The organism is Streptomyces sp. NPDC055287 (assembly GCF_053646035.1).
Map to the genome: position 1 here is coordinate 176,999 of NZ_JBSHNE010000010.1, position 21,230 is coordinate 198,228.

Genomic DNA, 21,230 nt, shown 5'->3' on the forward strand with positions numbered 1-21,230 from the left:
ATGGACGGGGCGTACGCGCAAGGGAGACCACCATGACCGAATGGCTGACCGTACAGACCACGACCGACAGCCGGGACAAGGCGCTGGCGCTCGCGCGCGGCGCCGTCGACGCCCGGCTGGCGGCCTGTGCGCAGGTCGGCGGGCCCGTGACCTCCGTCTACCGGTGGAAGGGGCAGACGGAGAGCGCGCAGGAGTGGCAGGTGGTGTTCAAGACGGCGGGTGCGCGGTACGCCGAACTGGAGGCGCATCTCAAGGCCGCGCACGACTACGAGACGCCCGAGATCATCGCCACGGCCGTGGTGAGCGGCAGCGCGGAGTATCTGGCGTGGCTGGCGGAGGAGACCACCGGCCCCGCCGGCCCGTGATCAGTCCTGCGGTACGCGTTCGATCCGTACCGCGCACACTTTGAACTCCGGCATACGTGACGTCGGGTCCAGCGCCGGGTTCGTGAGCGTGTTGGCGCGGCCCTCGCCCGGCCAGTGGAACGGCATGAAGACCGTGTCCGAGCGGATCGAATCGGTGATCCGGGCCGGGGCGACCGCCCGCCCGCGCCGCGACACCACCGTCAGCCGCTCGCCCTCGGAGACGCCCAGGCGCTGCGCCAGCCGCGGATGCAGCTCCACGAAGGGGCCGGGCGCGGCCGTGTTGAGCTCGTCGACGCGGCGGGTCTGGGCGCCGGACTGGTACTGGGCGACGACCCGGCCGGTGGTGAGCAGGACCGGGTACTCGGCGTCCGTCTCCTCCGCCGCCGGGCGGTGCGCGACGGGGACGAATCGGGCCAGGCCGTCCTCGGTCGCGAAGCGGTCGAGGAAGAGGCGGGGCGTACCGGGGTGCGGGCCGGCGGGCTGCGGACTGCCGGGCTGCGGGTCGGCGGGGTGGCTTTCGGCCGGGTGCTCGTCGCCCGAGGCCGTCTCCGGACAGGGCCAGAAGACGCCGTCCTCCTCGGCGATCCGCCGGTACGAGATGCCCGAGTAGTCGGCCGGCCCGCCCGCCGACGCGCGGCGCAGTTCGTCGAAGACCTCTTCGGGGTCGACCGGGAAGCCCTTCTCGTGACCGAGCAGCGCCGCCAGGGAGTGCAGCACCTCCAGGTCCGTGCGGACACCCTGCGGCGGGTCGACCGCCCGGCGCCGCAGCAGCACCCGGCCCTCCAGGTTCGTCGTCGTCCCGGTCTCCTCCGCCCACTGGGTGACGGGCAGGACGACGTCCGCCAGTGCCGCGGTCTCGGAGAGAACGACGTCCGCGACGGCGAGGAAGTCCAGTGAGCGCAGGCGCTCCTCGATGTGGGCGGCGCGCGGCGCCGAGACGACCGGGTTCGAGCCCATCAGCAACAGGGACTTGATGTCGCCGCCGAGTGCGTCGAGGAGTTCGTACGCACTGCGTCCAGGACCGGGCAGGCTGTCCGGGTCCACGCCCCACACCCCCGCGACGTGCTCCCGCGCGGCCGGGTCGGTGAGCTTGCGGTAGCCCGGCAACTGGTCGGCCTTCTGGCCGTGCTCGCGACCGCCCTGGCCGTTGCCCTGGCCGGTGAGGCAACCGTAACCGGACAGGGGCCTGCCCGCGTTGCCCGTGGCGAGGCAGAGGTTGATCCAGGCGCCCACCGTGTCGGTGCCCTTGGACTGCTGCTCGGGGCCGCGCGCGGTGAGGACCATGCCGGTCCCGGCGTCGCAGAACATCCGTACCGCGTCACGGAGCTGGGGGACCGGTACGCCGGTGATGCGCTCGACGAATTCCGGCCAGTGCGCCATCGCCGCCGCCCGCGCCTCGTCCCAGCCGGCCGTACGGTCCTGGATGAAGGCGTCGTCCGTACGGCCTTCGGAGACGATGATGTGCAGCAGCCCCAGCGCGAGCGCCAGGTCGGTGCCGGGGCGGGGCGCGAGGTGCAGGTCGGCCTGCTCGGCGGTGCGGGTGCGGCGCGGGTCGACGACGATCAGCTTGCCGCCGTTCTCCCTCAGCTCGGTGAGGTAGCGGAGCGCGGGCGGCATCGTCTCGGCCAGGTTCGAGCCGACGAGGATCACGCAGCCGGTGCGCGGGATGTCCTCCAGCGGGAAGGGCAGACCGCGGTCGAGGCCGAAGGCCTTCTGGTGGGCGGCGGCGGCGGACGACATGCAGAAGCGGCCGTTGTAGTCGATCTGCGAGGTGGACAGGACGACGCGGGCGAACTTGCCGAGCGCGTATGCCTTCTCGTTCGTGAGCCCGCCGCCTCCGAAGACGCCGACGGCGTCGTGGCCGTACACCTCCTGTGTACGGCCGAGCCCCTCCGCGATCTTCGTCAGGGCCTCCTCCCAGGTGGCCGGTTCGAGCCTGCCTGTGGCGGGGCGACGGACCAGTGGCCCGGTCAGGCGCACCCGGGAGGAGAGCACTGCGGGCGCTGTGCGGCCGTTGCCGCACAGCGCGCCCCGGTTCACGGGGAAGTCCGTACGCTCGACGACCTCCACCACGTCCGTCTCGCTGCCTGAGGCCCCGCTGTCGGCGGTGGCGCGCAGGTTCATGCCGCACTGGAGCGCGCAGTACGGACAGTGCGTGGGGGTCGACGGCGGGGCCTGGGCCGGGGCGGGGGAGGTGCGGGGCATGCCGTCAGCATGCGACGGCGGTGTTACGGCGACGGGCGCCCGGGTGTTACGCCCCCGGTACGCACGGCTCAGCCTCGCCCCCGCCGCCCGGTGAGGTGCTCGTGCTGGTGAGGTGGCTGGTGCGCGGTGAGGTGCTCGTGCCGCCGACGGGGTGCCTGGTGCGCGGCGGCGTACTTCTACTGCCCCGTGAGGTGCCTGACCGTCATCCCGGCCGTCCAGCGAGCTTCCCGGCCGCCGCCGCGCCCTCGTCCTCCAGTACGTCGGTGATGACGGCCTTCCCGCCACCGTCGACGACGGCGTGCGCGGTGGCGGCGCCGAGGCCGCGGGCTCCGCCGGTGACGAGGACGACCTTGTCGCTCAGATCGACGACAGCAGCAGACACGACGACCAACCCCTGCTCACTCGAAGTTATGCCTATTAGGCATACCGGCAGTCGTCAGTCTGTCAGCGCCCCGACGCCTCGGCCAGCGCTTCGGTGACACCGGTCTCCCTGCGCCCCAGAAACTGCGGGTCGGGTTCGGTCGCGGCGTCGAGCGCCGCCTTGCCGGCCGCGAGGATCTCCCGTACGCCGCCGTAGTACCAGGTCGCGTCGCGCCGGGCGTCGACCCCGACGCCGTAGGCGTCGACACCTGCCGCCCGGCAGAGCGCGATCGCCCGGCGGATGTGGAATCCCTGGCTCACCAGCACGGCCCGGTCCACCCCGAAGATCTTCTTGGCGCGTACGCACGAGTCCCAGGTGTCGAAGCCCGCGAAGTCGCTGACGATCCGCCGGTCGGGCACGCCGTGCTCGACCAGGTAGGCCCGCATGGCGTCCGGTTCGTCGTACTCCGTCCGGCTGTTGTCCCCGGTCACGAGCACCACCTTGGCCTTGCCCGCCCGGTAGAGCTCGGCGGCGGTGTCGAGGCGGTTCGCGAGGTACGGCGACGGGCCGCCCCGCCAGAGACCCGCCCCGAAGACCACGACCACATCGCGGGCTGGGGCGTCGGCCGTCGTCCTGACCCGGCTGTCGGCGACGGCGTGCAGCCAGGTCGCGGGCGCGAGCGCGAACACGGCGGCGAGCACGAGGGCCTGGACGGTCCGCCGCTGGGCGCGGCGGGTGCGGGGTATGAGGGGCGGCAGTTTCAGTCGTCCGGCTGCCCGGCGTCGTGCCCCGCCCCAGGTAAAACGCATGCTTCTGCCCGCCCCCGACTGGAATGATTTCGCCATGTCGACACAATTCTGGCCCCTGTACGGACTCCGGATCACAACGCCGCGGCTCGAACTGGCGCTTCCGGACGGCGAGGTGCTCGACGAACTGGCCGGCGTGGCGGCCGACGGCGTGCACGACGAGGCGTCCATGCCGTTCTCGGTGCCGTGGACGCACGGGTCGCCGCAGGACCGGGCGCGGGCGACCTTCCAGCACGTACTGGGCACCGTCGCGCAGTGGCAGCCGGAGAAGTGGACGCTCAGCCTCGCCGTGCGCTGCGAGGGGAAGACCGTGGGCCGACAGGACCTCATGACGGACTGCTTCCCGGTGACCAGGGAAGGAGAGACCGGCTCCTGGCTCGGGCTGGCGCACCAGGGACGCGGCATCGGCACGGAGATGCGGGCGGCCGTGCTGCACCTGGCCTTCGAAGGGCTGGGGGCGCGGCATGTCACCTCGGGGGCGATGACGGACAACGTCCGCTCCCTGCGGGTGTCGGAGAAGCTCGGCTACCGGCCGGACGGGCTGATGGTGGAGTCGGTACGGGGAGAGCCCAGGACGGTGCGGCGGCTGCGGCTCACCCGCGAGGCCTGGGAGGCCCACCGGACGGTGCCGGTGGAGGTGACGGGCCTCGAGCCCTGCCGGGAGCTCTTCGGGGTGTAGCCCCCCCGGCGGGGGCGTGCGGGGTGCAGGACCCCGCCGGGGGGGCGTGCCCCGGCTTGTGCCCGGTCCCGCCTGGGACCCGGTCCCGCCCCCGGACCCGGGGGCGACGGACGGGACCGGAGCGGGACCGGGGCAAGGGGACGGGCCGCCTGACACCGCACCCGCCCGCCCCGTGAGGCCATCGCAAACACCCGTCACGCCCACGCAACGAGGCGGCAATCTGCGCCCGGCAGTATCGGTTCATGACGGAGTCGGCAGCACACCGCGAGTCACTTCCTCTCGACAGTACGGCGCAACTGCTCACCCGCATCACCACCCAGCTCGGCACTCAGCTGAGGCACGTCTCCCTGAACGGAACCCGCCGTCCGATGACCCCGCCCACGCCCCCGCCCAGGCCCCCCTCCGCGCCCACCCTCGTCGCCGTCGCCCACGGCAGCCGCGACCCCGACGCGCTGCGCACCGTCACCGCACTGCTGGAGCGCGTACGCGAGCTGCGCCCGGGTCTCGACGTACGGCTGGGCCACATCGAACTCAACGAGCCGTTGCTCACCGGCACCCTCGCGGACCTCGACCCGGGAGAGGCCGTCCTCGTACCGCTGCTGCTCGGCCGCGGTTACCACGTCAAGGAGGACCTGCCGCAGGCCGCCGCCACCGCCCCCCACCTGCGCACGAGCATCGCCTCCCCGCTCGGGCCGCACCCCCTGCTCGTCGAGGCGCTGTACGCCCGCCTCACCGAGGCCGGCTGGCGGACCTCCGACGCCACGCACCGGGGGAGCGGCGTCGTCCTCGCCGCCGCCGGCTCCCGCGACCCGGAATCGGCCGCCGACACCCGCCGCACCGCGAGCTTGCTCAGCGAACGCCTCGGCGGAGTCCCCGTCGTCCCCGCCTACGCGTCCGCCGCCTCGCCCACCGTCCCCGGAGCCCTGCGCGCGCTCGCCGCGCGCGGCCGGCACCGGACGGCCGTCGCCTCGTACTTCACCGCGCCCGGCCGCTTCGCCACCCAGAGCGCCGCCGCCGCGCCCTGGATCGCGTCCGCGCCGCTCGGCACCCACCCGGCCCTGGCGCGACTGCTCCTGCTGCGTTACGACCAGACGCTCGCCACCCGTTCCCTGGCGCCCCGGCGTCAACTGACCGCCGCCTGAGCCCCGGCTGTCACCGGCTCCGTTTACTGTCGGTGCATGGAAGGCACAGCGCACCAAGCCCCGCACACCGACGACCGACCCGCCGACGCCCAGCCCCACACCGCCCTCGACGCCGCCCTCTACGACGGGGCCGCCACCGAGCGCTGGGCCGCCGAGCCCGACAAACGGCCCGGCAGGACCGCCTTCCAGCGCGACCGCGCCCGCGTGCTGCACTCCGCCTCGCTGCGCCGCCTCGCGGGCAAGACCCAGGTGGTCACCCCGGGCTCCAGCAGCCAGGTCTGGGACGCCAGCCCGCGCACCCGCCTCACCCACTCCCTGGAATGCGCCCAGGTCGGCCGCGAGCTGGGCGCCGCCCTCGGCTGCGACCCGGACCTCGTCGAGGCGGCCTGCCTCTCCCACGACATGGGCCACCCGCCCTTCGGGCACAACGGCGAGCAGGCACTCAACGACTTCGCCAAGGACTGCGGAGGCTTCGAGGGCAACGCCCAGTCGCTCCGGCTCCTGACCCGCCTCGAACCCAAGCGGTTCGTCCGGTCGGCGGCGAGCGGCGACATGGTCAGCGTCGGCCTCAACCTCACACGCGCCGCCCTCGACGCCGCGACGAAGTACCCCTGGCCGCGCGGCGCCCACCCCACCGACCCCGGCTCGGTGAAGTTCGGGGTCTACGAGGACGACCAGCCCGTCTTCGAATGGGTCCGCCAGGGCGCCCCGGCCCACCGCCAGTGCTTCGAGGCCCAGGTCATGGACTGGTCCGACGACGTGGCGTACTCGGTGCACGACTTCGAGGACGGCCTGCACGCCGGCCACCTCGACCCCAACTGCCTGTTCGCCGAGCCGGAGCGCCAGGAGATCTTCGCCGTGGCGATCGGCAGGTACGTACCGGAGGACACCAGTCCGGACGAGCTGGCGGCGGCGCTGGACCGCCTCCTCGACGAGGAGTGGTGGCCGCACGGTTACGACGGGTCGGCCGTCGCACAGGCCCGCCTGAAGGACGCCACGAGCCAGCTCATCGGCCGCTTCTGCCTGTCCGCCGAGGGCGCGACCCGCCAGGCCTACGGAACGGGCAGGCTCACGAGGTACGCCGCCGAGCTGGTCGTCCCGCGCGAAGTCCGCCACGAGTGCGCCGTCCTGAAGGCCGTCGCCGACCGGTACGTCATGCAGCGCGACGAACAGGAGCGGCTCCGCGCCGACCAGCGCGTCGTCATCGCCGAGCTCGCCGAGGCCCTCACGGCCCGCGCCCCCGAGGGCCTCGACCCCCAGTTCCGCGCGCTGTTCGCCGACGCGCCCGACGACAGGGCCCGCAAGCGCGTGATCGTCGACCAGATCGCGTGCTTCACGGACGCCGCCGCCCGCTCCCTGCACGCCCGGCTCACGGCCCCGAGGGGCCACCGTTCATGATCGCCTCACCCAGCGGGGTCCGCCGGTGCACGATGCGGCTGCCGCGCCGCTCCGAGGCGACCAGCCCCGCCTCCCGCAGCACCGTCGCGTGCCGGCTCGCGGTCGACAGCGCCAGCCGCAGCACGCCGCCGAGCTGCGTCGTGGTCATCGGCCGCCCCAGCACCTCCAGCACCGCCGCCCTCGTGTGGCCGATGAGCTGCGCCACCGGCAGCCCGGCCGCCCTCGCACCCGGACCGTCCGCGCCGTGCCCCCGGGCGAGCACCAGCCACCCGGGGTCCGGCGTCACGGGATGGACCAGCACGGGCGGCAGCTCCTCGTCGGCCAGCGCGACGGGGTGCCGGATACAGAAGAACGAAGGGATCATCGTCAACGACCGCCCGCGCAGCTCCAGTTCCCGGTCCACCGGATAGCCGGTCTCCAGCACCCCGTCGTCGCGCCAGGCGAAGTCCTCGTAAGTGGCCAGTAAACCCTCGGGGCCGCTGGACAGAGCCGCCTCCGCCCGCACGGGACGGTCGGCGTCCACGGCCGATGTGATGACACCCAGGTACGGCTCCACCGCCACGGCGTAGTAACGCCGCAGTGCGTCGCCCAGCCGCTCCAGGGACTCCACGTCGCCCTCCGCCAGCCGCCGGGCGACCGTCGGCACGGGACCGTTCGCGAAGAGCTGCCCCAGCTCCGCGCCCATCCTGGTCACGGGCGTGGACAGTACCTGGTCCAGGCCGGTCTCCAGATCCGGGATGCCGCGGCCCGGCGTCAGGAAGTCGGGCAGGTACGCCGCACACGGGCACAGCCGGTGCAGCGAAGTCACCGTCCGGCTGAGTCCCGCGCGGGCGATCGCCGCCCGCGCCTCACGCCGCCAGGGGTCGAAGACCAGCGCGCCCTGCCGGTTCTGCAGCAGGTGGAGGCTGTTCACGATCTCCCACATGGGGTCGGGGCGCGCGGCCACCCGCAGCCGGTTCAGATCCTCGGTGGTGAAGTGGATGCGTAACATGCGCCCCCCACGCAGCGTCGTGTCCCGCGCCCTGTCCGCTGTCGCGACTCCGGTGCGTACGTACGACCGAGCGTACTCACCGACCACCGGAACGGGGTGGTCCCTTTGCGTTGTGCACGAAAGCCCCGCGCGGCGTCCACATCGGCGTGACGCTTGTCGCGTGGTGGCTGCGGGCAGTCAACGGGGGAGACGTCCGCGGCCACCTTCTCCTTGCCCCCCGCCGGTCCGCCCCCTCCTCGGCCGCCCTCGTCGCGTCCTCGCCGGTCACCTCCGAGCCACCTCCGCGACACGCCCACAGCACACCCCCTCTTCCCCCATCACGCTCTGTGCGGGACGCTCGAATACAGGCGGCGTAGCGTGTGGGCAGGCACAGAGGAGGCACCAAGTGGTCGACGCAGATCTGACGTTCGTCATCGTCGGTGGGGGACTCGCGGGAGCGAAGGCCGCCGAAACCCTCCGCAGCGAGGGGTTCACCGGCCGCGTGATCCTCATCGGGGACGAACGTGAGCATCCCTACGAACGCCCTCCCCTGTCCAAGGGTTTCCTGGCCGGCAAGGAGGAACGCGACAGCGTCTTCGTCCACGAACCCGGCTGGTACGCGCAGGCGGACATCGAGCTGCACCTCGGCCAGTCGGTCGTGCACCTCGACCGCGACACCAGGACGGTCGGCCTCGGCGACGGCACCGCGGTCCGCTACGACAAGCTCCTGCTCGCCACCGGCGCCGAACCGCGCCGTCTCGACATCCCCGGCACCGGCCTCGCCGGCGTGCACCACCTGCGCCGCCTCGCCCACTCCGAGCGGCTGCGCGGCGTACTGGCCTCCCTCGGGCGCGACAACGGGCACATCGTCATCGCCGGGGCCGGCTGGATCGGCCTGGAAGTCGCGGCCGCCGCGCGCGGTTACGGCGCCGAGGTCACCGTCGTGGAACCCGAGCCGACCCCGCTCCACCAGGTCATCGGCCCCGAACTCGGCCAGCTCTTCACCGACCTGCACAGCGAGCACGGCGTCCGCTTCCACTTCGGCGCCCGCCTCACCGAGATCACCGGCCAGGACGGCATGGTCCTCGCCGCCCGCACCGACGACGGCGTGGAGCACCTCGCCCACGACGTCCTCGCGGCGATCGGAGCCGCCCCGCGCACCGCGCTCGCCGAGACCGCCGGCCTCACGCTCGTGGACCGGGCGCACGGTGGCGGCATCGCGGTGGACGCCGCGCTGCGCACCTCCGACCCCGACATCTACGCGGCCGGCGACGTCGCGGCGGCCCAGCACCCGCTCCTCGGCACCCGGCTGCGCGTCGAGCACTGGGCCAACGCGCTGAACAGCGGCCCGGCCGCCGCCCGGTCGATGCTGGGCCAGGACACGGCGTACGACCGGATCCCGTACTTCTTCTCCGACCAGTACGACCTCGGGCTCGAGTACTCCGGCTGGGCGCCGCCCGGCACGTACGACCAGGTCGTCATCCGCGGCGACGTCGCGGGAAAACGGGAGTTCGTCGCCTTCTGGCTGAAGGACAACCGGGTCCTGGCCGGCATGAACGTGAATGTGTGGGACGTCACCGAAACCATCCAGGCGCTGATCCGCTCCCGGGCCCGGGTGGACACCGACGCGCTCTCCGACCCGTCGGTGGACCTGGCCTCCCTGCTCGGCTGACGGGAGTGTCCGACCACCGCCGTACACTTCACGCGTGGCAGGCAGGATCAACGATGACGACGTGAAGGCGGTCCGGGACGCGGTCCCGATCGACGCCGTTGTTTCCGAGTACCTCCAGCTCCGCAGTGCCGGCGGCGGCAATCTGAAGGGCCTGTGCCCCTTCCACGACGAGAAGTCCCCGTCCTTCCAGGTCAGCCCGAGCAAGGGTCTTTTCCACTGCTTCGGCTGCCAGGAAGGCGGCGACACGATCGCCTTCGTGATGAAGATCGACCACCTATCCTTCTCCGAGACGGTCGAGCGGCTCGCCGCGCTGGCGGGCATCACCCTGCGCTACGAAGAAGGCGGCTACAACCCCACGCACCAGCGCGGCGAACGGGTCCGCCTGGTCGAGGCGCACAAGGCCGCCGCGCAGTTCTACGTCGAGCAGCTCGACTCCGCCGAGGCCGAGATCGGCCGCAAGTTCCTGGCCGAGCGCGGCTTCGAGCAGAGCGCCGCCCAGCACTTCGGCGTCGGCTACAGCCCGGCCGGCTGGGACCACCTCACCCGCTACCTGCGCGGCAAGGGCTTCTCCGACAAGGAGCTGACCCTCTCCGGCCTCTCCCAGGAGGGCCGCCGCGGTCCCATCGACCGCTTCCGCGGCCGCCTGATGTGGCCGATCCGCGACATCACCGGCGAGGTCGTCGGCTTCGGCGCGCGCAAGCTGCGCGAGGACGACAACGGGCCGAAGTACCTGAACACCCCCGAGACCGCGATCTACAAGAAGTCGCAGGTGCTGTACGGCATCGACCTGGCCAAGAAGGACATCGCCAAGACCAGCAGGGCGGTCGTCGTCGAGGGGTACACCGACGTCATGGCCTGCCACCTGGCCGGTGTCACCACCGCGATCGCCACCTGCGGCACGTCGTTCGGCGGCGACCACATCAAGATCCTCCGCCGGCTGCTCATGGACAACGCCTCGGCCGAGGTCGTCTTCACCTTCGACGGCGACGCGGCCGGCCAGAAGGCGGCGCTGCGGGCGTTCGAGGACGACCAGAAGTTCGCCGCCGAGACGTCCATCGCGATCACGCCCGGCGGTATGGACCCCTGCGACCTGCGGCTCGCGAAGGGCGATGCGGCGGTGGCGTCCCTCGTCGAGACGCGCACGCCCCTCTTCGAGTTCGCGATCCGCCACGTCGTGTCCCGGCACAACCTGGAGACGCCGGCCGGCCGGGCCGCCGCGCTCGACGAAGCCGCGCCGATCGTCGCCAACATCAAGAACATCGCGATCCAGCACGAGTCCGCGGTCCAGCTCGCGGGCATCCTCGGCATCCTCGACACGCAGTTCGTGGTCAAGCGCGTCGCGCAGCTCGCCCGCTGGGCCCGTGACCGGGGCGGGCGCGGCCCCGCCGCCCTCCAGGACCGCCGGGCGACGCCGTCGTACGACGCGGCACCCGCCGCCCCGAGCGGCCCCGCACTGAATCTGCGCAGCCCCGCGCACCGCACGGAGCGCGAGCTGCTGAAGCTGGCCCTCCAGCGGCCCGAGCTGGTCTCCCCGGCGTTCGACGCGTACGGAGCCGACGAGTTCACCGCCCCGCCGTACGCCGCCGTACGCCAGGTCATCGAGGAGTCGGGCGGCGCGGAACAGGGCGCGCAGAACGCCTCCGACTACCTGGCCCAGGTCCGCGAGACGGCGCCCAACGACACGGTGCGCGCGCTGGTCACGGAGCTCGCCGTCGAGCCGATCATGCGCAAGACCGTCGACGAGATCTACGCCGGAGAGCAGCTGATCAGGGTCCGCCTGCGGGCGGTCGACCGCCGCATCCTGGACGTCCAGGGCACGCTGGCCCGCCTCGGCGGCCCGCACGCCGACCCGGAGCAACTCGCCGCCGTACAGAACGAACTGTGGGTGCTCCAGCAGTACGCCCAGTCCCTGCGCAACCACGGCGCGGCCGCACTCTGACGACGCCGGACCGCCCCCGGCACCGACCGGGCCCGGCACCTCCAGCCCCTCCGGCCTTCGAGAAGCGGGGTCCGGGGCGGAGCCCCAGTTCGGAGAGGGACGGGCAGGGGAGGGAAAAACCCGTACCCGCCCAGTAGCGGCCCGGACTCAAAAAGTCACCGCACGCCCCTCGTGGCAGCGATGTGTCGTACCCCACACTGGGTGGCGGTGCCTGAGTCCTCGGAGCGCGGCCGGCCCACGCCGAGTGGGCCTCACACACCCGCGGATCCGCACATCGTGTACGGGACGGACGGCGGCCCGGTCGCCGCTCCCGTCCCGCTGCCGCACGCCCCCGAACCGGCAGCGATCACCCTGGAGGTCGCCCCCGTGCAGACCCAGACCCAGACGTTGGCCGACGTCATCGCGACGGTCCCTTCGCAGAACCGGGGCGAACGCCACCCCGAAACGGAGCCCGCCCACGTCGGCGAGACCGAAGCCGGGACCGAAGCCGAAGCCGAGACAGAAGCCGAGGTCGAGTCCGAAGCCGAAGCCGAGCCCGAGGCCGAAGTCCTCGTCGAGGACCCGGCCGACGCCCCCGAGACGCCGGAGGCGTCCGAGCGCCGCCGCAACCCCCGCACCGACACCGCGGGCCCCTCTTCCGACCTCTTCCGGCAGTACCTGCGCGAAATCGGCCGCATCCCCCTCCTCACCGCCGCCGAGGAGGTGGACCTGGCCCGCAGGGTCGAAGCCGGGCTCTTCGCCGAGGAGAAGCTGAGCACCACCCCCGACCCGGACTCCCGGCTCGCCGTCGACCTCGACCGGCTGGTGGTCATGGGCCGGATGGCCAAACGCCGCCTGATCGAGGCGAATCTGCGTCTCGTCGTGTCCGTCGCCAAGCGGTACGTCGGCCGCGGCCTGACCATGCTCGACCTGGTCCAGGAGGGCAACCTCGGTCTCATCCGCGCCGTCGAGAAGTTCGACTACGCGCGGGGCTACAAGTTCTCGACGTACGCGACCTGGTGGATCCGCCAGGCCATGTCCCGCGCGCTGGCCGACCAGGCCCGCACCATCCGCGTCCCGGTCCATGTCGTCGAGCTGATCAACCGCGTCGTCCGCGTCCAGCGCAGGATGCTCCAGGAGCGCGGCTACGAACCGACCCCCCAAGAGGTCGCCGCCCACCTCGAACTCACCCCCGAGCGCGTCAGCGAAGTCCTGCGCCTCGCGCAGGAACCGGTGTCGCTGCACGCGCCCGTGGGCGAGGAGGACGATGTGGCGCTCGGCGACCTCATCGAGGACGGCGACGCCGCCTCGCCCGTCGAATCGGCCGCGTTCCTTCTCCTGCGCGAGCATCTGGAGGCGGTGCTCTCCACACTCGGCGAGCGCGAACGCAAGGTCGTACAGCTCCGGTACGGGCTGGCCGACGGCCGGCCCCGCACGCTGGAGGAGATCGGCCGCCTCTTCGGCGTGACGCGCGAACGCATCCGCCAGATCGAGTCGAAGACCCTCAACAAGCTCCGCGACCACGCCTTCGCCGACCAGCTCCGCGGCTACCTGGACTGACGCCGGCCGCCCGGTCACCAGGGGCCGGGCGGCCGTCGGCTCCCGTACTCCCGGCTCCGTCAGGATCCGTCCGCCGCCCCCGCGGCCGGGTCGTCCTTGGCCTTCCTGCGCGCGTCGGCCATGGCACCGATCCCCACGCCTATGCACATGCCGCACGCGATCCCGGTCGCCAGGTTGTCGAGCAGCAGCATCCCGAAGGCCACCCCGAACGTCATCCCGAGCGACAGCCCGAGGGCGACGCCCGAGACGGGCCCCTTCGCGCCGGACGCCTCCGTGCCCGTGCTCCCCGCGTCCTCGGGAGCGCTGCCCGCCGTGTTCTCCGTCATGGTCAGTCAGTCCACTTCAGCCACCGCCTGAGCGAACTGGGCGGCGTACAGACGCGCGTACGCGCCCTCCGCCGCCAACAGCTCCTCATGCGTCCCCTGTTCAACGATGGACCCATTCTCCATCACCAAGATCACGTCTGCGTCCCGGATCGTGGACAGCCGGTGTGCGATCACGAAGCTCGTACGGCCGTGGGCCAGCCGCGCCATCGCCTTCTGGATCAGCACCTCCGTACGGGTGTCGACCGAACTCGTCGCCTCGTCCAGTACCAGGATCACCGGATCCGAGAGGAACGCCCGCGCGATCGTGATCAGCTGCTTCTCGCCCGCGCTGACCCCCGCCCCCTCGTCGTCGATCACCGTGTCGTACCCGTCCGGCAGCGTCCGTACGAAACGGTCCGCATGGGCGGCCCGCGCCGCCTTCTCGATCTCCTCGCGCGTGACCTCCCGCGACGGCGACGCTCCGTACGCGATGTTGTCGGCGATCGTGCCGCCGAACAGCCAGGTGTCCTGAAGGACCATCCCGATGCCCGAACGCAGGTCCTCCCGCGTCATCTCGGCGATGTCGGCGCCGTCCAGAGTGATCCGGCCGCCCGTCACCTCGTAGAACCGCATCAGCAGATTCACCAGTGTCGTCTTGCCCGCACCCGTCGGCCCGACGATCGCGACCGTCTGCCCCGGCTCGACCGCGACCGACAGGTTCTCGATGAGGGGCGTGTCCGCCTCGTACCGGAAGGACACCTTCTCCAGCGCCACCCGGCCCTCCGGGGCCGTCGACGGAAGTACGTTCCGCTCCCCGCCCGCCGAGTCCGGCCCCTGCTCCTCGGCGTCGATGAGCTCGAAGACCCGCTCGGCCGAGGCGACGCCCGACTGCACCAGGTTCGCCATCGAAGCGACCTGCGTCAGCGGCATGGAGAACTGCCGCGAGTACTGGATGAACGCCTGCACATCACCGATCGACAGGGCGCCGGACGCGACCCGCAGCCCGCCCACCACCGCCACCAGCACATAGTTCAGATTGCTCACGAAGAACATCAGCGGCTGCATGACCCCGCTGTTGAACTGCGCCCTGAACCCGGCCTCGTACAGCGCGTCGTTCTGCTCCCGGAACGCCTCCGCCGACTCGTCCTGCCGCCCGAAGACCTTCACCAGCGCGTGGCCGGAGTACATCTCCTCGATGTGCGCGTTCAGCTTGCCCGTGCTCTTCCACTGCTGCACGAACTGCGGCTGCGACCGCTTGCCGACCTTCGCCGCCACCACCACCGACAGCGGTACGGTCACGAGCGCGACCAGTGCCAGCAGCGGCGACATCCAGAACATCATCGCCAGCACACCCACGATGGTGAGCAGGGAGTTGATGAGCTGCCCCATGGTCTGCTGCATGGTCTGCGAGATGTTGTCGATGTCGTTCGTCGCCCGGCTGAGCACCTCGCCGCGCTTCTGCTGGTCGAAGTACTTCAGCGGCAGCCGCGACAGCTTCGCCTGCACGTCCTCGCGCATCCGGAACACGGTCCGGTTGATGACGCGGATCGACAGCCGCGTCGACACCAGCATCAGCAGCCCCGCACCCACGTACACCGCGAGCGCCATCAGCAGTACGTCGCCGACCGCCCCGAAGTCGATGCCCCGACCGGGGGTGAAGCCGACTGCGGAGAGCATGTCCGCGAGCCCGTCGTCGCCCTTCTCCCGCAGGCCCTCGACGACCTGCGCCTTGCTGCCCCCATCCTCCGTCTGGCGGCCGACGACCCCCGCGAACACCAGGTCGGTCGCCCGCCCCAGGATCATCGGCCCGATCACCGACAGCGCGACGCTCAGCACACACGCCGCGAGCATCCACCACAGCGTCACCCGCTCGGGAGCGAACTGCCGCAGCAGCCGCTTCCCCGAGCCCTTGAAGTCCATCGACCGCTCGGCCGGCGCGCCGCCGGCCATCATGCGTCCACCGGGCCCGCTCATGCCGCCTCAGCCTCCGTCAGCTGGGAGAGCACGATCTCCCGGTACGTCTCATTGCCTTCCATCAGCTCGTGATGGCGTCCCGTGCCGACCACCCGGCCCTCGTCCAGGACCACGATCCGGTCGGCGTCGCGGATCGTCGACACCCGCTGGGCGACGATCACCACCGTCGCCTCGGCCGTCTCCCGTGCCAACGCGGCCCGCAGCGCCGCGTCGGTCGTGTAGTCCAGCGCGGAGAAGGAGTCGTCGAACAGGTAGATCTCCGGCCGTCGCACCAGCGTCCGCGCGATCGCGAGCCGCTGCCGCTGGCCGCCGGACACGTTCGTGCCGCCCTGTGCGATCGGCGCGTTCAGCCCGCCGTCGAGCCGCTCCACGAACTCCCGCGCCTGCGCGACCTCCAGCGCGTGCCACATCTCCTCATCCGTCGCGTCCGGCTTCCCGTACCGCAGATTCGTCGCGACCGTCCCGGAGAAGAGATACGGCTTCTGCGGCACCAGCGAGACTGTCGTCGCCATCAGCACCGGATCGAGGGTCCGTACGTCGACCCCGTCCACCAGCACCTGTCCGTCCGTCGCGTCGAACAGCCTCGGTACGAGCCCGAGCAGTGTCGACTTCCCGCTGCCCGTAGACCCGATGATCGCCGTCGTCTCACCGGGCCGGGCCACCAGATCGATGTCCCTGATCACCGGCTCCTCGGCGCCCGGGTACCGGAACTCCGCGCCGCGCAGCTCCAGTTGCCCGTGCCGCCGCAGTTCCCGTACCGGATCCTTCGGCGGTACGACGCTCGAAGCCGTGTCCAGGACCTCCTCGATGCGCTCGGCGCACACCTCGGCGCGCGGCACCATCATGAACATGAAGGTGGCCATCATCACGGCCATGACGATCTGCATCAGGTACGCGAGGAACGCGGTCAGCGCCCCGATCTCCATGCCGCCGCTGTCGATCCGGTGCGCACCGAACCAGACCACCGCGACGCTGGAGACGTTCACGACGGTCATCACGATCGGGAACATCAGCGCCATCAGCCGACCCGCGGACAGCGACACGTCCGTCAGTGCGGTGTTCGCCCCCCGGAAGCGACCCTTCTCGTACTCGTCCCGTACGAACGCCCTGATCACACGGTTGCCGGTGATCTGCTCGCGCAGGACCTGGTTCACGGTGTCGAGCCGCTCCTGCATCGCCCGGAACAGCGGCCGCATGCGCCGCACGATCAGGCTCACGGAGATCCCGAGCACGGGGACGACGGCCAGCAGTACACCCGACAGCGGCACGTCCTGGCCGAGAGCCATCACGATGCCGCCGACGCACATGATCGGCGCCGACACCATCAGCGTGAACCCCATCAGGACGAGCATCTGGACCTGCTGCACGTCATTGGTCGTGCGCGTGATCAGTGAAGGAGCCCCGAAGTGCCCGACCTCCCGCGCGGAGAAGCTCTGCACGCGCTCGAAGACGGCCGCCCGCACGTCCCTCCCCACCGCCGAGGCGGTCCGCGCGCCGTAGTAGACGGCGCCGATGTTGCAGATCACCTGGACGACGCTGACGGCGATCATGATGCCGCCGAACTCCAGGATGTAACCGGTGTCGCCGGTGACGACACCGTTGTCAATGATGTCCGCGTTGAGGGTGGGCAGGTAGAGCGTGGCCGAGGTCTGGAACAGTTGCAGCAGTACGAGCAGGGCGATGGGTTTCTTGTGCGGGCCGAGATGGGCCCGTAGGAGTCTTATGAGCACGCGGAGTCTCTCGGTGTCGGCAAGATCGGGGGTTCGTCCCATCCTCCGACACCGGGCCCCGGCAATTCCAAAGGATTAACCCATCGCCGGGTCAATTCTTGAGAGCCGCCCCTCCGGGACCGCGCCCCGCCGGAGCCCTCACCACGCCGTCCGGCCGGCGACCGCTCCCGCGACCGCCCGCGTGGAACGTCCCTCAGCTGCCGCCGAAGGCCCCCGGGTGGATCTGGTCACGCGTCGCCCCGTACTGCTGGCGCACCGCCTGCCCCACCGCCAGCTCGTCACCCGGCTCCAGCACCTGTGCCGCCGCGCCCTGCCAGGCCGGCGGGGTGTGCGGAGCCAGCGTGCCCCGCGACACGCCGAGCGCCCACGCGGCCTGCCGGGCCGCGCCCAGCGCCGCGTACTCGGCGGGCTGCGGGACGACCACCTGCGTACCGAAGAGCGCGGGCGCCGCCGCCTGCACGGCCGGCAGCTCGGCGGCGGCCCCCAGCAGGAACACCCGCCGCACCTGCACACCCCGCGCCCGCAGCACGTCCATGGCGTCGGCCAGCGAGCACAGCATTCCCTCGAAGGCCGCCCGCGCCAGATGCTCCGGCTTCATCGACTCGCGCCGCAGCCCGCTCAACGTACCGGCGGTGTGCGGAAGTTGCGGCGTACGCTCACCCTCCAGGTACGGCAGCAGTACGAGGCCGTACGCTCCCGGCGACGACTTGAGCGCCAGCTCCGAGAGGCCCTCCAGGTCCGTCCCCAGCAGTTCGGCCGTGCCGCGCAGCGCCCGTACGGCATTGAGTGTGTGCACGACGGGCAGGTGCATCCCGGTGGCGTCGGCGAACGAGGTGATGAGCCCGCTCGAATCGGCCAGCCCCTCGTGGTGCACGGCCATCACGGAACCCGAGGCTCCCAGCGACACCACGGCGTCCCCGATGCCCACTCCCAGCCCGAAGGCGGCGGCCATCGTCTCCCCGGTCCCGGCGGAGATCAGCAGCCCTTCCGGCGTGGTCCCGGCGGCGTCCGAGGGACCGAGCACCTCGGGCAGCGCGGCCTGATGGCCCAGCGCCAGCTCGACCAGATCGGGCCGGTAGGACCCGGTCACGGCCGACCAGTAACCCGTCCCCGATGCCGCGCCCCGGTCGGTGGTCCGGCGGGCGGGGCGGCCGAGCAGCTGCCACACGAGCCAGTCGTGGGGCTGCATCAGGGCGGCGGTGTGCTGAGCCGACTCGGGTTCGTTGCGCGCGAGCCAGCGGAGCTTCGACACCGGCTGAGGGGCCTGCGGCACGGACCCGACGGCCTCCGCCCAGGCCTGGCGCCCGCCGAGCGCGTCGATCAGATCGGCGGCCGCGACCTGGGCCCGCTTGTCATTGCCGAGCAGCGCGGGACGTACGGGCGAGCCGTGGACGTCGAGCGGGATCAGGCCGTGCTGCTGCGCCGATACGCCGATGGCCTGAACGCCCTCGAGCAGCCCCCCGGCGGCGGCCTCACCCAGCGAGAGAAGCCACACCTGCGGATCGGCCTCGGTGGATTTCGCCTCCACGTGGTGCGGGGCATAGCCCTGCCGCAGTACGGCACCCGTATCCGCATCGCAGACGACGATGCGCGTAGAACCAGACGAACTGTCCAAGCCGGCGACTATCCCCATGTCGGAGATTCTGCCGCATGCCGGACGGCGCACGCGCCGGACCGGGTGCGCGGACCCGGTCCGGCAGGGTGCCCGACCCGGCCGGATGTCGCGGCCCGGTTCGGATGCCGGGCCGGCCGGGGTGCCGGACTCGGCTAGGTGTTGGTCGTGCCCCAGTCGTCCTCGCCGCTCTGACCGCGCTCGCGCAGGGAGCGCACCCGCTCGGTCACGGAGCCGGGCATGCGGTCGCCGACCTTGTCGCTGACCGTATGGAACGCCTTCCCCGCGAAGTCGCGGCCGTTGTGGGCGGCGGACTCGGTGGCGTTGCGCACGGCGGGGTTCTGGGCGACCTGGCGTGCGGACTTCTTCAACTGCTCGTAGCGCTCGCGACCGGCGCGGGTCCCGAGTACGTACCCGAGGGCCAGTCCGGCGATGAATGTGAGCCGGTAGCGCATGGCTGTCACCCTTCTCTTGCGTCGGCGGTCCCCTGGTACCCGGGGGAGTTTCGGACCACGGGGCTGTGCTGGCCGCCTACCCGTGAGCACCCGTGATCAGTCCGGGGGATACCGATTGGCGGAGCACCCCCCTGCTTGCGCTAATGTATGTGTCGCAGCGAGCACACGCCCCCCGGGACGCCATCCGGAGGGTACGTTCGGTGCAACGCAGCAATCCCCTGTAGCTCAATTGGCAGAGCAGCCGGCTGTTAACCGGCAGGTTACTGGTTCGAGTCCAGTCGGGGGAGCGCGATCCCCTGTAGCTCAATTGGCAGAGCATTCGGCTGTTAACCGGAGGGTTACTGGTTCGAGTCCAGTCGGGGGAGCGGCAAGAAAGAGGGCCCCTCAGGGGTCCTTTTTCATATCTCCTGCAACCGCGCAGGCGGCAGCGCAGTCCTCATGGTCATGCGTAGCCGACCACCCGAGGCAGGAGATCGTATGAGCGGCTATGCTGCGGCAGACGGCGCGCACAAATGTGCGCGACGCGCCGTTAGGGGCGGTAGCTCAGCCGGTTAGAGCAGCGGACTCATAATCCGTCGGCCGTGGGTTCGAGTCCCACCCGCCCCACTCAAGCTCCAGCTGAAGAAACGTTTCACCGGCGAGAGCGCGCGGCCCCCACGACTGTGGGGGCCTTTTCTGCTTCTGGAGATCGCCGCTGCGGGCGTCACGCCCGGGGTGCGAGGAAGACGAATCCCCGCGTCGGCGTGAGCCGCGGGTCACGTGAGTCGGGCCGCTGTGCGCGCTGCCACGCCGCCGCCGGCCATGCGTACGGCGGATCACTCCACTGCCGCGTGATGGTGCGCCCCTCCGGTCCGGTCGCCGCGTACGGGGCCGGTCAGCTGGGCTTGGGGCGGCGCATGGCGGGGCGAGCGTACGAACGACGGGGCCGAGGGCCGTGAGCTTGGCGATCAACTCGCTCTGGCGCCGATGCAGTCGGCCGAACGGGTCCGCGTCTTCCTTGATCGCTCCGCGGATTCGCACGCTGACGTCTTCCCGCTCCGCCAGTGCCGAGCTGTACGTGTCGATGATCCGCCGCTTTGCCGCGACGTCAGCCAGGACTCGGGCCGGGGCATGGCGGGCGATGTGGCGCCCGCGTGCGGCCACGAGCGGCCGGTGATTCCCAGGCCGCTGGCTGCACGTACGTCACTCGCATCGGAGTCGTCGAGCCCACAGGTCACCCTTCGGCTGACGGGCAGACGCCTTCTGGGCGATCTCCTGGTCCTCGTCCGGCCGAGCCCGCAGGGAGGCGATCAAGTCCTCGTTCATGCCTGGATGTTCGCACCAGCGGTGAGTGGGGAGGGCCGGCGTGCCGATCAGCCTGCCGCCCGCTGCGGAGCGGCGGCATCATGCTCGGCCCGAGGCGGGCCCGTACCGGCGTCGTCATGCGGGCGTCGGTCGCCGAGTCCTCGATGAACACCGACTCCCCGCCGAGCAGTTGCTCCAGGACCGGGCTGCCGGGCTCGATGACCGTACCGATCAGGTCGGCGGGGTCGTCGTGGGTGGCGGCGGCGACGATCTCCATGCCGCCCTCGGGGGCGGGCTGGAGTACCACGCCTGCCGAGGCGTCGGCCAGGACGCGCGCCTGCTCGGCCACCGTCATCAGCGCGTCCTCGGCGCTCTCGCCGGTCAGCAGCGCGGCGGCGCAGGCGGCGGCACCCTCGATCCAGCGCTCCTGCCTGCGAGGCGAGCACCCGCAGCAGAGCCAGGTCGTCCGCGGTGAAGTCGTCCGCTTCCCGCTCGTCGGTCAGGTAGAGACGCCGAACACCTCCGAGTGCACCCGGATCGGTACGCCGACGAAGGACTTCATGGAGGGATGCCCGGGCGGCAGGCCGGCCGAGCGAATGCCGGCCGACCTGTCCTGGACGAGCAGCGGGCGCGGCTCCCGCAGCAGGTGGCAGAATCAGGCCGGCGCGCGCGTCCGGCAGCCGCCCGACGCGCTCGATGTGCTCACGCGTCTCCTCGTCGACGGAGGGTGGCGTGCCGCTCGGGGTCGGAGCCGACGCTCATCACGGCCTCCAGCAGCATCAGCAGCCGGGGCG

16 protein-coding genes, 3 tRNA genes and 2 pseudogenes are annotated in these 21,230 nt (G+C 71.7%); 10 read left to right on the forward strand and 11 right to left on the reverse strand.

Annotated features, from left to right (window positions below; all coding sequences use genetic code 11):
• The first annotated feature begins 32 nt into the window (after positions 1–32).
• Positions 33–365, forward strand: coding sequence for a divalent-cation tolerance protein CutA (gene cutA / locus ACWIHY_RS18380; protein ID WP_454376676.1), 333 nt, complete (start codon positions 33–35; stop codon positions 363–365).
• Here the strand turns inward: cutA and ACWIHY_RS18385 are convergent, their stop codons facing one another.
• The 3 genes from ACWIHY_RS18385 to ACWIHY_RS18395 all read right to left on the reverse strand — a co-directional run bounded on the left by ACWIHY_RS18385 (position 366) and on the right by ACWIHY_RS18395 (position 3,740).
• Positions 366–2,570 (reverse strand): molybdopterin oxidoreductase family protein, encoded by a 2,205-nt coding sequence (locus ACWIHY_RS18385; RefSeq protein WP_454376677.1) that lies wholly within the window; start codon positions 2,568–2,570, stop codon positions 366–368.
• A 202-nt stretch (positions 2,571–2,772) separates the two neighbouring features.
• Entirely contained in the window at positions 2,773–2,952 is a 180-nt protein-coding gene (locus ACWIHY_RS18390; RefSeq protein WP_454376678.1) for an SDR family NAD(P)-dependent oxidoreductase, read from the reverse strand.
• 62 nt (positions 2,953–3,014) lie between these two features.
• Positions 3,015–3,740, reverse strand: coding sequence for a SanA/YdcF family protein (locus tag ACWIHY_RS18395; protein ID WP_454376764.1), 726 nt, complete (start codon positions 3,738–3,740; stop codon positions 3,015–3,017).
• A gap of 34 nt (positions 3,741–3,774) precedes the next feature.
• On the opposite strand from ACWIHY_RS18395, the gene ACWIHY_RS18400 reads away from it, so the two are divergent.
• The 3 genes from ACWIHY_RS18400 to ACWIHY_RS18410 all read left to right on the forward strand — a co-directional run bounded on the left by ACWIHY_RS18400 (position 3,775) and on the right by ACWIHY_RS18410 (position 6,956).
• The gene (locus tag ACWIHY_RS18400; protein ID WP_454376679.1) at positions 3,775–4,416 is read left to right on the forward strand and encodes a GNAT family N-acetyltransferase; all 642 of its coding nucleotides are present in this window, start codon (positions 3,775–3,777) and stop codon (positions 4,414–4,416) included.
• Between the two features lie 242 nt (positions 4,417–4,658).
• Positions 4,659–5,558 carry a sirohydrochlorin chelatase gene (locus ACWIHY_RS18405; protein WP_454376680.1) on the forward strand — a complete coding sequence of 300 codons (900 nt, stop codon included), beginning with the start codon at positions 4,659–4,661 and terminating at the stop codon, positions 5,556–5,558.
• Between the two features lie 36 nt (positions 5,559–5,594).
• On the forward strand, positions 5,595–6,956 hold the full coding sequence (locus ACWIHY_RS18410; protein WP_454376681.1) for a deoxyguanosinetriphosphate triphosphohydrolase: 1,362 nt from the start codon (positions 5,595–5,597) through the stop codon (positions 6,954–6,956).
• On the opposite strand, the gene ACWIHY_RS18415 is transcribed toward ACWIHY_RS18410, so the two are convergent.
• Complete coding sequence (locus ACWIHY_RS18415) at positions 6,928–7,947, reverse strand: ArsR/SmtB family transcription factor (RefSeq protein ID WP_454376682.1); 1,020 nt, start codon at positions 7,945–7,947, stop codon at positions 6,928–6,930. The two genes, ACWIHY_RS18410 and ACWIHY_RS18415, sit on opposite strands and share 29 nt — an antisense overlap.
• A gap of 385 nt (positions 7,948–8,332) precedes the next feature.
• On the opposite strand from ACWIHY_RS18415, the gene ACWIHY_RS18420 reads away from it, so the two are divergent.
• From ACWIHY_RS18420 to ACWIHY_RS18430, 3 genes are all read left to right on the forward strand, one after another.
• On the forward strand, positions 8,333–9,598 hold the full coding sequence (locus tag ACWIHY_RS18420) for an NAD(P)/FAD-dependent oxidoreductase (protein WP_454376683.1): 1,266 nt from the start codon (positions 8,333–8,335) through the stop codon (positions 9,596–9,598).
• Positions 9,599–9,632: 34 nt separating this feature from the next.
• Complete coding sequence (dnaG, locus tag ACWIHY_RS18425) at positions 9,633–11,537, forward strand: DNA primase (protein WP_454376684.1); 1,905 nt, start codon at positions 9,633–9,635, stop codon at positions 11,535–11,537.
• Between the two features lie 207 nt (positions 11,538–11,744).
• Positions 11,745–13,076 carry an RNA polymerase sigma factor gene (locus ACWIHY_RS18430; RefSeq protein ID WP_454376685.1) on the forward strand — a complete coding sequence of 444 codons (1,332 nt, stop codon included), beginning with the start codon at positions 11,745–11,747 and terminating at the stop codon, positions 13,074–13,076.
• A 59-nt stretch (positions 13,077–13,135) separates the two neighbouring features.
• Here ACWIHY_RS18430 and ACWIHY_RS18435 read toward each other — a convergent pair whose 3' ends face one another.
• The 5 genes from ACWIHY_RS18435 to ACWIHY_RS18455 all read right to left on the reverse strand — a co-directional run bounded on the left by ACWIHY_RS18435 (position 13,136) and on the right by ACWIHY_RS18455 (position 19,152).
• Positions 13,136–13,402, reverse strand: coding sequence for a hypothetical protein (locus ACWIHY_RS18435; protein ID WP_454376686.1), 267 nt, complete (start codon positions 13,400–13,402; stop codon positions 13,136–13,138).
• Positions 13,403–13,408: 6 nt separating this feature from the next.
• Positions 13,409–15,355 carry an ABC transporter ATP-binding protein gene (locus ACWIHY_RS18440; RefSeq protein ID WP_454376687.1) on the reverse strand — a complete coding sequence of 649 codons (1,947 nt, stop codon included), beginning with the start codon at positions 15,353–15,355 and terminating at the stop codon, positions 13,409–13,411.
• Positions 15,352–17,085 (reverse strand): ABC transporter ATP-binding protein, encoded by a 1,734-nt coding sequence (locus ACWIHY_RS18445; RefSeq protein ID WP_454376765.1) that lies wholly within the window; start codon positions 17,083–17,085, stop codon positions 15,352–15,354. Before ACWIHY_RS18445 ends, ACWIHY_RS18440 begins: the two co-directional genes overlap by 4 nt.
• Positions 17,086–17,278: 193 nt before the next feature.
• A complete protein-coding gene (locus tag ACWIHY_RS18450; RefSeq protein ID WP_454376688.1) occupies positions 17,279–18,718 on the reverse strand; it encodes an FGGY family carbohydrate kinase in 1,440 nt (479 codons plus the stop codon).
• Between the two features lie 134 nt (positions 18,719–18,852).
• Positions 18,853–19,152, reverse strand: coding sequence for a YtxH domain-containing protein (locus ACWIHY_RS18455; protein ID WP_454376689.1), 300 nt, complete (start codon positions 19,150–19,152; stop codon positions 18,853–18,855).
• A gap of 214 nt (positions 19,153–19,366) precedes the next feature.
• Here ACWIHY_RS18455 and ACWIHY_RS18460 point away from each other — a divergent pair.
• From ACWIHY_RS18460 to ACWIHY_RS18470, 3 genes are all read left to right on the forward strand, one after another.
• Positions 19,367–19,439, forward strand: a tRNA-Asn gene (locus tag ACWIHY_RS18460).
• 5 nt (positions 19,440–19,444) lie between these two features.
• Positions 19,445–19,517, forward strand: a tRNA-Asn gene (locus tag ACWIHY_RS18465).
• Between the two features lie 167 nt (positions 19,518–19,684).
• A tRNA-Ile gene (locus tag ACWIHY_RS18470) sits at positions 19,685–19,758 on the forward strand.
• 432 nt (positions 19,759–20,190) lie between these two features.
• Here ACWIHY_RS18470 and ACWIHY_RS18475 read toward each other — a convergent pair.
• Together ACWIHY_RS18475 and ACWIHY_RS18480 are read right to left on the reverse strand one after the other, a co-directional pair.
• A pseudogene (locus ACWIHY_RS18475) lies at positions 20,191–20,295 on the reverse strand (DUF6221 family protein); the annotation flags it as partial.
• A gap of 180 nt (positions 20,296–20,475) precedes the next feature.
• Positions 20,476–21,216 (reverse strand): annotated as a pseudogene (locus ACWIHY_RS18480) (GAF domain-containing protein); the annotation flags it as partial.
• Positions 21,217–21,230: the final 14 nt, after the last annotated feature.

Bases quoted from the DNA above. Each gene is read 5' to 3' on its own strand.
- ACWIHY_RS18455 (WP_454376689.1), bottom strand. From the start codon at position 19,152: ATGCGCTACCGGCTCACATTCATCGCCGGACTGGCCCTCGGGTACGTA.
- ACWIHY_RS18400 (WP_454376679.1), top strand. From the start codon at position 3,775: ATGTCGACACAATTCTGGCCCCTGTACGGACTCCGGATCACAACGCCG.
- ACWIHY_RS18410 (WP_454376681.1), top strand. From the start codon at position 5,595: ATGGAAGGCACAGCGCACCAAGCCCCGCACACCGACGACCGACCCGCC.
- ACWIHY_RS18435 (WP_454376686.1), bottom strand. From the start codon at position 13,402: ATGACGGAGAACACGGCGGGCAGCGCTCCCGAGGACGCGGGGAGCACG.
- ACWIHY_RS18405 (WP_454376680.1), top strand. From the start codon at position 4,659: ATGACGGAGTCGGCAGCACACCGCGAGTCACTTCCTCTCGACAGTACG.
- ACWIHY_RS18450 (WP_454376688.1), bottom strand. From the start codon at position 18,718: ATGGGGATAGTCGCCGGCTTGGACAGTTCGTCTGGTTCTACGCGCATC.
- cutA (WP_454376676.1), top strand. From the start codon at position 33: ATGACCGAATGGCTGACCGTACAGACCACGACCGACAGCCGGGACAAG.
- ACWIHY_RS18385 (WP_454376677.1), bottom strand. From the start codon at position 2,570: ATGCCCCGCACCTCCCCCGCCCCGGCCCAGGCCCCGCCGTCGACCCCC.
- ACWIHY_RS18415 (WP_454376682.1), bottom strand. From the start codon at position 7,947: ATGTTACGCATCCACTTCACCACCGAGGATCTGAACCGGCTGCGGGTG.
- ACWIHY_RS18395 (WP_454376764.1), bottom strand. From the start codon at position 3,740: ATGCGTTTTACCTGGGGCGGGGCACGACGCCGGGCAGCCGGACGACTG.
- ACWIHY_RS18440 (WP_454376687.1), bottom strand. From the start codon at position 15,355: ATGAGCGGGCCCGGTGGACGCATGATGGCCGGCGGCGCGCCGGCCGAG.